This window comes from Rhodopseudomonas pseudopalustris (assembly GCF_900110435.1).
Classification (GTDB): Bacteria; Pseudomonadota; Alphaproteobacteria; order Rhizobiales; family Xanthobacteraceae; genus Rhodopseudomonas; species Rhodopseudomonas pseudopalustris.
This window is the reverse complement of sequence record NZ_FODT01000003.1, coordinates 35,278-47,352: the sequence shown is the minus strand read 5'-3', so window position 1 is coordinate 47,352 and position 12,075 is coordinate 35,278. Positions and strand designations below refer to the sequence as shown.

Below are 12,075 nucleotides of genomic sequence, written 5' to 3'. Positions count from 1 at the left end.
ATATCGATATGTAGCGCGGCGTCGTGGGGGGCTAACGCGGGCATATATCTGGCAGTTACCTGGAGGCATCGCCTGTCACAGTCACTAAGGCGAACTAACCATCAGGCGACATAAAAATATCATAATCAGCCGTTTTCCTGCCGAGCGTTGCTGCGTTTACATCGTCTTAACGCGGAACACGTGGACTGCGGCCGAGAGTCGATTGGGCGCGGAGACGCGACACGTGACGGCCGTAAGAACGAATTCCGAGACGCTGACGACTCAACTCGCCGCCGACCTCGCTATTTTGCAGCGGAAATGGCAAGCGGCAGTCCAGCCTGGACAGACGTTGCCGAGCTATGAAGAGGTGATGCTCGGCAGCCTCGGCCGGCTCGCCGATCACATGGTGCTGCTTCAGCTTTCGGGCGGAGAGCCGGGTGTGTCGCGCACCGGCCGCTACGTTCAGCAATGGCTGGGCGACGAGCGCTGGGACATCTCACTCGACGCGCTGCCGCCGGATTGCGCCACGGCGCTGATGCAGGCGGCGTCGGGCGCGCAGCAGAATCTGCGGCCCTATCTCGGCACGGCGCATTTCGTGCGCGACGGCATCGTCCAGAAATACGTGCTGCTGGCGCTGCCGACATCGTCGCGCTGGGGCGGCACGCTGATCGGCGTCTATGTCAACGAGGACGGCTTCCGCTACAATCTGCTCGACGCGATCTTCTCCTCGACCGACGACGGCATCGTTTCGCTGACCGCGATCCGCGACGCGGATGATCGGCCGTTCGATTTCCAGATCGTGCATCTCAACGACGGCGCTTCGGCATTGCTGCGGCAGCCGGTGGAGATGCTGCAATGGAGCCGGCTGTCCGCCGGCCGGCATATGCTGTGCGAGCCGGCCGTGGTCGCGCGATTGCTCGCGCTGATCGACAAAGGCGGCCAGGACACCATCGCGATCGACAGCGACGACCGCAATCTCAGCCTCGGCGCCACCGCCTTCGGCGACATCGTCTCGCTGACGATCTCCGACATCACGTCGCTGAAGAAGCGCGAGGAATCCTTTCGTCTGTTGTTCGACGGCAATCCGATGCCGATGTGGGTGTTCGACGCGACGACCACCGAATTCCTCAGCGTCAACGACGCCGCCGTGCAGCACTACGGCTACGACCGCGACGCCTTTCTGCGGATGACGCTGCGCGAAATCTGGCCGCGCGACGAATGGGCCTCGCACAGCCATGCGCTGCTGCACGTCGGCGATAGCTACCAGTCCGGCGGCAACTGGCGCCACATCAAGGCCGACGGCAGTGAGATCCAGGTGCTGACCTTCGGCCGCCGCGTGGTGTTCGACGGCCGCGACGGATTTCTCGTCGTGGTGGTCGATATCACCGAGCGCCGCAAGGCCGAGGCCAAGATCGCCCATATGGCGCATCACGACGGTCTGACCAATCTGCCGAACCGCGCCTTGTATTAGGAGCGGCTGCAGCAGGCGCTGGAGCAGGGGCGGGCCGGCGGCGCCAGGGTCGCGGTGCTGTGCATCGACCTCGATCTGTTCAAGAACGTCAACGACTCGTTCGGCCATCCGATGGGCGATCGGCTGCTGCGCTGCGTCGCCGAGCGGCTGCGGGCGCAGGTCGGCGGACAGGATCTGGTGGCGCGGTTCGGCGGCGACGAGTTCGCGATCGTGCTGGCGCAGGTCACGTCGCCGAACGAGGCCAGCGACTTCGCCGCGCGGCTGATCGAGATCGTCAGCGCGCCCTACGACATGGACGGCCTCGAAGTGGTGATCGGCGCCTCGATCGGGATCGCGCTGGCGCCGGGCGACGGCGAGGATTGCGACGCCCTACTGCGCAACGCCGACATGGCGCTGTATCGCGCCAAGGCGCATGGCGGCGGCTGCCATCATTTCTTCGAGAAGGAGATGGACCGCCAGGCGCAGATCCGCCGCGACATGGAGCTCGATATGCGCCACGCCTTCGCGCGCGGCGAGTTCGAACTGCACTATCAGCCGCTGATCGATCTGGCAGAAGATCGCATCAGTGGCTTCGAATCGCTGCTGCGCTGGCGCCATATCGAACGCGGGATGATCTCGCCGGCGGATTTCATTCCGATCGCCGAGGATATCGGGCTGATCGTCGGCCTCGGCGAATGGGTGCTGCGGCAGGCCTGCATCGAGGCGGCGCGATGGCCGGACGACATCAAGCTCGCGGTCAATCTGTCGCCGGTGCAATTCCGCAGCCGCAATCTGGTGCAGGTGGTGATCTCGGCGCTGGCGCAATCCGGGCTGTCGCCGCGCCGGCTCGAACTGGAAATCACCGAATCGCTGTTTCTCGCCGACAGCGAGGCCAATCTCGCGACCTTGCACCAGCTCCGCAGTCTCGGCGTCCGGATTTCGATGGACGATTTCGGCACCGGCTATTCCAGCCTGAGTTACTTGCGCAGTTTCCCGTTCGACAAGATCAAGATCGACCGCTCCTTCGTCACGGATCTCACCGAGCGGCCGGATTGCCTCGCGATCGTGCGCGCGATCGCCGGCCTCGGCCGCAGCCTGAACATCACCACGCTCGCCGAAGGCGTCGAAACCATCGACCAGCTTCAAGCGCTGCGCGGCGAAGGCTGCCACGAAGTGCAGGGCTTCCTGTTCAGCCCGGCGCGCCCGGCATGCGAGATCGACGGCCTGCTGAGGAAGTTCGGCCGCCGGGCGTCGCAGGCGGCGTGAGCCTCAGAACCTCGTCACGATCTCCGCCAGCGTCGGCCGCGGGCGGTCTTCGTTGGCTCGGGTCGGTGTGCCGATATGGATGAAGCCGGCGAGCTGTTCACCATCCTTCAGTCCGAGACCGGTCAGCACGTCGCGGTCATAGGCGATCCAGCCGGTCAGCCAGTTGGCGCCGTAGCCGAGTGCGGTGGCGGCGGTGACGATGTTGAGGCAGGCGGCGCCGGCCGACAATTCCTGCTCCCAGGCCGGCACCTTCGGATGCGGCTTCGGCGCGCTCACCACCGCGATCACCAAAGGCGCTTCGGTGAGGCGGGCGCGCTCGGCTGCGATCTCCTCGGGCGTGGCCTCCGGCTTGTTGCGCGCAAACACCTCGCCGATCACCTCGCCGGCGCGCGCGCCGGCGTCGCCCTCGAACACGATGAACCGCCACGGCGCGATCTTGCCGTGATCCGGCACCCGCGCGCCGACGGTGAGGATGGTGTCCAGCTCCTCGGGCGAGGGACCGGGCCCGCTCATCTCACGCGGCTTCACCGAACGGCGGGTCTTCAGAAAATCGATGGGATCGGGCATGTTTCCAGCTCTTTCACGTCAGGGCAGGCGGCCTCCTAGCACATCGCTGCGCCGATGGCGTTCACTTTCGGCTTGGTCCCAAAATGGGACCATGCTAGGATGGTCGGGTGAGGGTGATAGCGCTCAGCACGATCAAGGCATTCCTTTCGCGCACCGGCGTCGATGATGCGCGCGAACCGCTGATGGCCTGGTTCAGGCATGTCCGGTCGGCGGATTGGGGCAAGCCCGCGGACTTGAAGCGGGATATCCGAACCGTCAGTATCCTGAAAGACGGGCGCGCGGTGTTCAACATCGCCGGCAACAAATATCGGATCGTGGTCTGGATCAACTATCCCTATCGCGTCGTCTATATCCGCTTCGTCGGAACGCATCGCGACTATGATGCGATCGACGCACAGATCGTTTGAGGATCGTCATGGATGTGCTTCCGATCAAATCACAGCGCGACTATCGCCGGGTTCTCAAGGAGATCGAGACGCTGATGGGTGCACGGCGCAACACCTCGGAGGGCGACCGGCTCGACGTGCTGGTCACGCTGGTCGAGGCGTGGGAGCGTAAGCACTATCCGTTCGATCTGCCCGATGCGGTCGAGGCGATCCGCTATCACATGGAGCAGAGCGGTCTCGAGCCGCGCGACCTGATTCCGTATATTGGCAGCCGCAATCGTGTCCACGAAGTGCTCAACCGCAAACGCGGCCTGACGCTGCCGATGATCCGCAAACTGCATCAGGGGCTCGGCATTCCGGCCGAGTCCCTGATCAAGGGCGCAAGCGAGGCGGCGTGACGCCTCGCGTCTGGCTCAACCCTGCGCCCGCATCCGCTTGACGTCCGGCGGCGTCGCCTCGTCGACCAACGCTGCGATCGCGTCCGCGGTCGCCATCACGGTCTGGCCGTCGCTGCCGAGCCGGCGGACCGAGACCGAATGGGTCTCGGCTTCCTTCTTGCCGACCACCAGCAACGCCGGGACCTTGGCCAGCGAATGCTCGCGCACCTTGAGGTTGATCTTCTCGTTGCGGAGGTCGATGTCGACGCGCAGGCCCGCGCGGCGCGCCGCGGCGACCACCTTCTTGGCGTATTCGTCGCCTTCCGAGGTAATCGTCGCGACCACCAGCTGCACCGGCGCCAGCCACAGCGGGAAGTTGCCGGCGAAGTGCTCGATCAGGATGCCGATGAAGCGCTCCATCGAGCCGCAGATCGCGCGATGCACCATCACCGGGGCCTTCTTGGCGCCGTCGGCGTCGATGTAGAACGCGCCGAACCGCTCCGGCAGATTGAAGTCGACCTGGGTGGTGCCGCATTGCCAGTCGCGGCCGATCGCGTCGCGCAGCACGTATTCGAACTTCGGCCCGTAGAACGCGCCTTCGCCCGGATTGATCTCGGTCTTGATTCGGTTATCGCCCTGCGCCTTGATCTCCGACAGCACAGTGGCCATCACCCGCTCGGCGTGATCCCACATCTCGTCGGTGCCGACACGCTTGTCGGGCCGGGTCGACAGCTTCACGGTGAGTTCGCCGTCGAAGCCGAAGTCGGAATAGGTCGACAGGATCAGGTCGTTGATCTTGAGACATTCCTCGGCGAGCTGCGCCTCGGTGCAGAACACATGGGCGTCGTCCTGCGTGAAGCCGCGCACGCGCATCAGGCCGTGCATCGCGCCGGACGGCTCGTAGCGATGCACGATGCCGAATTCGGCCATCCGCAGCGGCAAATCGCGATAGCTCTTGAGGCCGTGCTTGAAGATCTGCACATGGCCCGGGCAGTTCATCGGCTTCAGCGCGAACCAGCGCTTGTCCTCGGCGTTCTCGCCGGCCGACTGCGCCGCGAACATGTTCTCGCGGTACCAATCCCAATGGCCCGAAGTCTCCCAAAGCACCTTGTCGAGAATCTGCGGCGCGTTGACCTCGTCGTAATTGCCCGCCAGCCGGCGGCGCATATAGGCGACCAGCGACTGGAATACGCTCCAGCCCTTGGCGTGCCAGAACACCACGCCCGGTCCTTCCTCCTGGAAGTGGAACAGGTCGAGTTCGCGGCCGAGCCGGCGGTGATCGCGCTTCTCGGCTTCCTCGATCTGCTTCAGATAAGCGTCGAGGTCTTCCTGCTTGGCGAAGGCGGTGCCGTAGATCCGGGTCAGCATCGGATTGTTGCTGTCGCCGCGCCAATACGCGCCGGCGACCTTCATCAGCTTGAAGGCCGAGCCGATCTTGCCGGTCGAGGTCATGTGCGGGCCGCGGCACAGATCGAACCAGTCGCCCTGTTTGTAGATCTTGATCGACTGGTCGGCGGGGATCGCGTCGACCAGCTCGACCTTGAACATCTCGCCATTGTCGGCGAACACCTGCTTGGTCTGGTCGCGGGTCCAGACTTCCTTGGTGAAGGGTTTGTCGCGCGCGATGATCTCGCGCATCTTCTTCTCGATCGCCGCGAAGTCTTCGGGCGTGAACGGCTCGTTGCGGAAGAAGTCGTAATAGAACCCGTTCTCGATGGTCGGGCCGATCGTCACCTGGGTGCCCGGCCACAGCGCCTGCACGGCTTCGGCGAGCACATGCGCGCAATCGTGGCGGATCAATTCCAGCGCGCGGGAATCGTCGCGCGCGACGAAATCGATCGCGGCGTTGTCGTCGATCGGATCGGCGAGGTCGGTCAGCACGCCGTTCAGCGCCATCACCACGGTGCGCTTGGCCAGCGACGGCGAGATCCCCTTGGCGATCTCGAGCCCGGTGGTGCCGCGCGGATAATCGCGGGTCTTGCCGTCCGGGAAGGTGACGGTGATCTGTTCGGCGTTCACCGCCGGCTTGAGATTGGAGAGGGTGTATTGAAAGCCGGAGCCGGCGGGCAGGTTCTTGTCGGCGGGGGTCTTGTCGGTCATGTCGTTCTCCTCTGGCTCACTCCTGCACACGAGCGCAGGTAAGCGGACGAGCGATATAGCAGCCGATTCCGGCGATGCAAGAAAGGCGAGGCGGATTCCCGCCCTCCGCCCCGGCAAATCCGGAGGCGGGCGGCCGTCGCCGAAAGTTAATGCACTTGCATCGAGTTCCTGCTAGCCTCTCGCGGTGTCCCGCTCGTTCGCGCCCACCGCCCTCATGCTCGGCAATTTCGTCACCGGAACCTCGGTTCTGGCGCCGGCCGGGATGCTCGGCGAATTGTCCGCCGATCTCGGCGTCACCATCGCTGAGGCGGGGTTGTTGATCACCTTCGGCGCGGTGGTGCTGTGCATCGGCTCGCCGCTGACGGCATGGCTGACCAGCCGGATCGAGCGCCGCCTGCTGCTCACCGCGACGCTGCTGGTGATGACGCTGGCGAATTTCGCCTCGGCGCTCGCGCCGGGCTATGCCGCGCTGTTGATCATCCGCCTGATCAGCCTGTCGGTCGGCTCGCTCTACACCCCGCAATCGGCCGGGGCCGTCGCGCTGATCACGCCGCCGGAGCGGCGCGGCGGCGCCATGACCTATGTGTTCCTGGGCTGGTCGCTGGCTGTGGCGTTCGGCGTGCCGCTGGTCACCTATGTCGCCAGCCATTACGGCTGGCGCGCCGCTTTTGTCGTGCTGGGCGCGCTCGGCTGCCTCAGCGTCGTGCTGCTGGCGCTGCGGCTCCCCGGCGGCCTGAAGGCGGCGCCGGTCGACCTGCGGACCTGGGTCGCGGTCGGCCGCAGCCGTCCGATCCTGACGCTGCTCGGTATCACCGCGCTGCACACGTCCGGCCAGTTCGTGGTCTTCACCTATATCGGCCCGCTGCTGCTGGGGCTCACCGGCGCCGGGGCGGCGCAGATCGGGCTGGCCTTCGCGCTGTATGGCGTTGGAGGTTTCGTCGGCAACATGATCGCAAGCCGCATCGTCGACGGCTGGGGCGCGTTCAACACATCGGTGCTGTTCGTGTCGCTGATGCTGACCGGAATCACGCTGTGGTCGGTCGGCGCCGGCATCTACGCCGTGATGGCGCTCGGCGTGGCGATCTGGGGGCTCGGTTTCGCTGCGACCAATTCGATGCAGCAGGTGCGGCTCGTGGCCGCGGATCCGTCGCTCGCCGGCGCCACGATGTCGCTCAATACGTCGGTGCTCTATGTCGGCCAGGCCATCGGCTCGGCGATCGGCGGCGCATTGTTCGCGGCGGGTCTGCCGCGCGTCGCCGGCTTCGCCGCAATGGCGCTGATCGCGCTGGCGCTCGCCGCGGTGCTGCTCGCAACGCGCGAGCGAAAAGGGTAGGGCGTTTTGCTGGCTTGTGCGCCGACCGCGCGTCGGCGCCGTCGAATCAGCCGCGTGTCGCGGCGGATCGGCCGCGGTCGGTGATCTGATAGAAGGCCGATTTGGTTTCCAGCGGGGGCGAGCGCTTCAGCCAGCCCAGCACCACCAGATCCTCGTATTTGCGCTGTTCGCGCGGGCTGAAGACTTGCTTGCGTCCGCCGGCGTCGCGGATTTCCCGAATCAATCTGAAGTCGTCAGGCACGGCCATTCTCAACTCCAGACAGGATTAATTACGGACGGGCTCAGCTCCAGGCAGCTCAATCGAGGTCGTTCAGTTCAGTCAGTTCAATTTCACGCAGGTTCAATTTCAGGCAGGTTCAATTTCAGGAAGGCTCGAGCGAGGCAGGCTCAGCTCCAGGATGTCTGAAAACGCGTCGCTTTCGCCCGATCAGGCCTTCTTGCGCGATTTTTTCTTGGCCGGGGGGGGGCGTTCTCCGCCGCGGTCTGCGCGTCGCTCTCGGCCTGCGCCTGCTTGGCGAGCCGGAGCGCCCGGAGGCGCTCCATGTTCTTGCGCACGTTGACCGCTTCCGTCTGGAACTGGGCCATCGTGCGCGCGCCTTCTTCGCTGGCGAGCTGCTTCTTGCGCGCCCGGTCGAGGCTTGCGGGGGATCGCTCTACGACGCTCTTCTCGACCATCTTGAGATCCTCCTTGAACACACGGCGACGCCCGCTCAATCGAAACCGATCGAGCGGGTCACACCTTCCGTTTCAGTACATCCGTGAAACGAAGATGGCTGGTTAAACCAGCTCGAGATTCTCCGCGCTCGTCTTACCGCGCATCTTGTCGGTCTTGAGCTCGAAATTCACCTTCTGGCCTTCCGCGAGGCCCGAAAGCCCGGCGCGCTCAACGGCGCTGATGTGAACGAACACATCGTTGCCACCGTCGTTCGGCGCGATAAAGCCGAAGCCCTTTTGTCCATTGAACCACTTCACGGTTCCTGTCGGCATCTTGTCTTCTCCAAAGCATATAGACGCGTGACGATCACACGTCGTCGTTCAACTAATCGATGTCTTTGGGAAGGAGCCCGCAGGCGCGTTCAGAAAGTCACAGCGGCTAATCGAATTTAAGGACCTTAACCGAAACAGCCGGCAAACACAAGCGGCGTATCTGTCGCGGCTGTTTTGCAGCCTCGACGCTGCGCATCATTGGATGGCAATGCGGCGTCCCTGAGGTCAGTGTGTTTGCATCACCGCGTGATCCTCGGCCTCCATCGGTGATGAGACCGCTTCGCGCGCTCCCGCCCAGTTTCGGTATGGGATTAGTTGATGAGTGAGAAATGCGCGGAGTTCGACGTCAAGATCGCTCACGACCTGCAATTTCTTTTCGATGTCAGCGATCAGTTCGCAGAACATTGCATCCTGCTGCTGATCGGCGATCTGCAATCCGAGAGAGCGGAACTACCGGATACTGACTCGACCGCGAGCGGTTGACGCATCACGGTTCCGCCGGCCGCAACGCTGGCGTCGGACGGAACCAATCGTCATCCCCTGCTTTTCCGCTCACCACCGAAAGCAGGAGACCCCGAGATGCCCGTGAGCCCCGTCCGTTACGCGCCCGATGTCGAGCAGGTGCAGCCGGACGAAACCGAGACGATCCGCGGACTGCGTCGAACCTTCAACCACATCCTCGAGACCACCGCGAGTGATTACGGCCACGCGGTGCGCTCGGTTCACGCCAAGTCGCACGGCATTCTCGAAGGCAAGCTGCTGATCGACGATCATCTTCCGTCCGAACTGGCGCAGGGCATGTTCGCCAAGCCTGGCGAGCACAAGGTCTACATGCGGCTGTCGACCAATGCCGGCGACATCCTGCCCGACGCCATCTCGCTGCCGCGCGGACTTGCTCTGAAGGTGCTCGATGTCGAAGGTCCGCGGTTGCCGGGCGCGGAGGGCGCGACGCAGGACTTCGTCATGGTCAACGGCCCGGTGTTCCTGGTCAAGACAGCCAGCCAGTTTCACGCCAGCCTGAAGCTGCTCGCCAGAACCACCGACCGGATGGAAGGCGCCAAGGTCGCGTTGTCGGCGGCGCTACGCGGCGTCAACACCGCGTTGGAGGCGGTCGGCATCGAGAGCTCGACGATCCAGGCGCTCGGCGGAGCGCCGAACATCGATCCGCTCGGCGAGACCTACTACAGTGTGACGCCGTTCCGCTATGGCGACTACATCGCCAAATTCAGCCTCGCGCCGGTCGCGACAGCGCTTCGCGCGCTGACCGGCAACGCGATCGACGCAACTGATCGGCCGAACGCGATCCGCGAAACGGTGCAGAAGGAAATGGGTGTGATCGACGGCGTGTGGGAGTTGCGGGTGCAGCTCTGCCGCGATCTCGACAAGCAGCCGATCGAGGACGCCACCGCGCTATGGGACGAAGCGGACGCGCCGTTCCAGCGCGTCGGCCTGGTGATGATTCCGCATCAGGACAGCTGGGCGAAAGAGCGGGTTCAGGCGGTGGACGAGGCGATGCGGTTCAGCGTCTGGACCGGGCTTGCGGCGCACCAGCCGCTCGGCAACATCAACCGCGCCCGCCGCGACGCCTACCGCCATTCCGCGGATTTTCGTGCCCGCTTCAACCGCTGCCCGATCCACGAGCCGGCGTGAGGCGAGGGCGGCGCGGCGCGCGCCGCCGCTCCGGAACGTTATCTTTACGGGTCATTCGTTACACCCGTTGCGCGCGCAGCGCCGTCGTGCAGGCGCGGCGCGCGGTCTGATACATCCTCGGTGGCCGATGAAGACAGGGCTGGTTCGGATTGCGGTCGGGGTGGCGGCGGCGGCAGCGTTGGCGTGGTCGCCCGCCGTGGCGCAACAACAGGGGCCGGTGCAGGTCGTTTCCGGAGTGTCCTACGATTACATCGATCGCTGGGACGTCGATCGGCTCAACAAGATCCTGACCACCGACACCCCGCAATTCGCCGGCATTCCGGTCAGCTACACGCCGGCGACCAACGCGGTGCGTCTGTATCGCGTGACCTATTCCTCGGTTGTCCCGGAGCGTGGCAACAGGCCGATCAGCGCCACCGGGCTGATCGCCGTGCCAGAACTCGATGGCGCGTCGTTTCCGATGGTGTCGTACCAGCACGGCACGGTGTACGACAAACAGGAGGTGCCGTCGTTCCCGGACAAATCGCCCGAAACCGCGCTGATGATCGCGCAATTCGCGGGGCAGGGTCGCATCCTGATCGGCGCTGATTACTTCGGCATGGGCCATTCGACCGAGCCGGAAGGCTACATGGTCAAGCAGAGCCATCAGCAGGCGACCCACGACATGCTGTCGGCGAGCCGCGCGGTGCTCGAACACATGAAACTGAGTGCGACGAAGCTGTTTCTCGCGGGCTGGTCGCAGGGCGGCTTCGTCACTATGGCGTTTCTCGAAAGGCTGGAGAACGCGGGCGTGCCGGTCGCGGCCGCCGCGACGGCGAGCGCGCCGGTCGATGTTTTCGTCGCGTTGAACGGCTTCCTGAGCTTCCCGCGCAAGAACGATGCGAGCTGGGTGACGACACTGTTCATCCTGTCGTCGTTTTCGTTCGAGAATTACTACGGCGTCCCCGGATTGGCGCGCGCGCTGATCACCGAAGAGGCCTTCGAGATTTCCCGCAAGGCCTATCAGCGCCAGCCCTACGATGCCGCCGATATCCCCACCGATCTGCGCAAGCTGATCCGCGCCGAGTATTTCGATCCGCAGTTTTTCGCAGCGTCGGCCTATGGCCGGCTGGTCGCGGCCACCACGGCCTATCGCTGGATCGTCAAGACGCCGGTCCGCAATTACTACGGCGAAAGCGACGAGGTCATCAGCGTCCGCCTCGGCCGGTTGGCGATGACCTATCAGCGTGCGATCGGCCGCGGTAATCAGCAGGTCGAGGCGGTGTCGACCGGACCGACTACGCATCGCGGCACCTTCGCCACCGCCGTTCCGCAATGGAAAACCTGGTTCGACGGGCTGTAAGCGCGCGCGTCCTGTCGCAGCGTGACGCATCTTCGAATCGTCCTCCGGTCATCACGCGCCCGCGCAAGGCGCGTGCTTTTTCGTGGCTGTAATTTGAGCCAGCGTCGTGTGGCGGGTTTTCCGTGGCGGCAGTTTCGGTCATCTCGACGTCTGCCGCATGGCCGAACTCTGGCGCGACGTGTTCGAGGGCGTCGCCCAGCTCGCGCGCGATCCGGCGTTGGGACAGCCCGAGATCCTGGTGGTCGGCGACCACGGCCCGCCATTGTGGTCGAAGCGCGGCCGCGCCCAATTCGAACCCGGTAAGGTCGCGTGGTACAGGCTGCAACCGCGCAAGGAACCTGACGTCCGGATCGAGCGGGCGGGGAACAACGCGACGGCAACACACGTTTCGGTCGCGACGCGTGACCGCTTGGATTGAGTGCGATGATGATCGATGGCCCGATGAGACCAATCCGGTGCACGCGCGACGCGTCGCTTTAGTCGGCGAGCCGGATCAACGATCATCGTCTCATTTGATCGCGCGCCTGCGTCGCAGGGGGCGCGGCTGGCAAAGCCGGGCGCGCGACCTATATCGCCATCATCGATCCTCTTTGTCCTTCATTCGCATCATCGTGAGACGCCTGGTGATCCTGCTGCTG

12 protein-coding genes and 1 pseudogene are annotated in these 12,075 nt (G+C 64.5%); 8 read left to right on the top strand and 5 right to left on the bottom strand.

The window, feature by feature from the left end; translation table 11 throughout:
• Window positions 1-223: 223 nt before the first annotated feature.
• Window positions 224-2,695, top strand: a pseudogene (locus BMY71_RS06490) (putative bifunctional diguanylate cyclase/phosphodiesterase).
• A 3-nt stretch (window positions 2,696-2,698) separates the two neighbouring features.
• Here BMY71_RS06490 and BMY71_RS06485 read toward each other — a convergent pair.
• Complete coding sequence (locus BMY71_RS06485) at window positions 2,699-3,262, bottom strand: nitroreductase family protein (protein WP_092682555.1); 564 nt, start codon at window positions 3,260-3,262, stop codon at window positions 2,699-2,701.
• Window positions 3,263-3,369: 107 nt separating this feature from the next.
• Here BMY71_RS06485 and BMY71_RS06480 point away from each other — a divergent pair, with 107 nt between their 5' ends.
• Together BMY71_RS06480 and BMY71_RS06475 are read left to right on the top strand one after the other, a co-directional pair.
• Entirely contained in the window at window positions 3,370-3,669 is a 300-nt protein-coding gene (locus tag BMY71_RS06480) for a type II toxin-antitoxin system HigB family toxin (protein WP_092682553.1), read from the top strand.
• An 8-nt stretch (window positions 3,670-3,677) separates the two neighbouring features.
• Window positions 3,678-4,046, top strand: coding sequence for a helix-turn-helix domain-containing protein (locus tag BMY71_RS06475; protein ID WP_092682551.1), 369 nt, complete (start codon window positions 3,678-3,680; stop codon window positions 4,044-4,046).
• 15 nt (window positions 4,047-4,061) lie between these two features.
• On the opposite strand, the gene thrS is transcribed toward BMY71_RS06475, so the two are convergent.
• A complete protein-coding gene (thrS, locus tag BMY71_RS06470; protein WP_092682549.1) occupies window positions 4,062-6,125 on the bottom strand; it encodes a threonine--tRNA ligase in 2,064 nt (687 codons plus the stop codon).
• Between the two features lie 214 nt (window positions 6,126-6,339).
• On the opposite strand from thrS, the gene BMY71_RS06465 reads away from it, so the two are divergent.
• Complete coding sequence (locus tag BMY71_RS06465) at window positions 6,340-7,458, top strand: MFS transporter (protein WP_092682547.1); 1,119 nt, start codon at window positions 6,340-6,342, stop codon at window positions 7,456-7,458.
• Between the two features lie 46 nt (window positions 7,459-7,504).
• On the opposite strand, the gene BMY71_RS06460 is transcribed toward BMY71_RS06465, so the two are convergent.
• The 3 genes from BMY71_RS06460 to BMY71_RS06450 all read right to left on the bottom strand — a co-directional run bounded on the left by BMY71_RS06460 (window position 7,505) and on the right by BMY71_RS06450 (window position 8,445).
• Window positions 7,505-7,705, bottom strand: a complete 201-nt coding sequence (locus BMY71_RS06460; RefSeq protein ID WP_011503650.1) for a hypothetical protein — start codon at window positions 7,703-7,705, stop codon at window positions 7,505-7,507.
• A gap of 140 nt (window positions 7,706-7,845) precedes the next feature.
• On the bottom strand, window positions 7,846-8,133 hold the full coding sequence (locus BMY71_RS06455; protein WP_139202608.1) for a transcriptional regulator: 288 nt from the start codon (window positions 8,131-8,133) through the stop codon (window positions 7,846-7,848).
• Between the two features lie 102 nt (window positions 8,134-8,235).
• Window positions 8,236-8,445, bottom strand: coding sequence for a cold-shock protein (locus BMY71_RS06450; RefSeq protein ID WP_011441069.1), 210 nt, complete (start codon window positions 8,443-8,445; stop codon window positions 8,236-8,238).
• Window positions 8,446-8,763: 318 nt separating this feature from the next.
• Here BMY71_RS06450 and BMY71_RS24820 point away from each other — a divergent pair, with 318 nt between their 5' ends.
• The 4 genes from BMY71_RS24820 to BMY71_RS06435 all read left to right on the top strand — a co-directional run bounded on the left by BMY71_RS24820 (window position 8,764) and on the right by BMY71_RS06435 (window position 11,855).
• A complete protein-coding gene (locus BMY71_RS24820; RefSeq protein ID WP_175557622.1) occupies window positions 8,764-8,928 on the top strand; it encodes a hypothetical protein in 165 nt (54 codons plus the stop codon).
• Between the two features lie 96 nt (window positions 8,929-9,024).
• Window positions 9,025-10,095 (top strand): catalase family protein, encoded by a 1,071-nt coding sequence (locus tag BMY71_RS06445; protein ID WP_011503648.1) that lies wholly within the window; start codon window positions 9,025-9,027, stop codon window positions 10,093-10,095.
• A 127-nt stretch (window positions 10,096-10,222) separates the two neighbouring features.
• A complete protein-coding gene (locus BMY71_RS06440; RefSeq protein ID WP_092682545.1) occupies window positions 10,223-11,437 on the top strand; it encodes an alpha/beta hydrolase family protein in 1,215 nt (404 codons plus the stop codon).
• A 106-nt stretch (window positions 11,438-11,543) separates the two neighbouring features.
• A complete protein-coding gene (locus tag BMY71_RS06435) occupies window positions 11,544-11,855 on the top strand; it encodes a hypothetical protein (protein ID WP_139202607.1) in 312 nt (103 codons plus the stop codon).
• Window positions 11,856-12,075 lie beyond the last annotated feature (220 nt).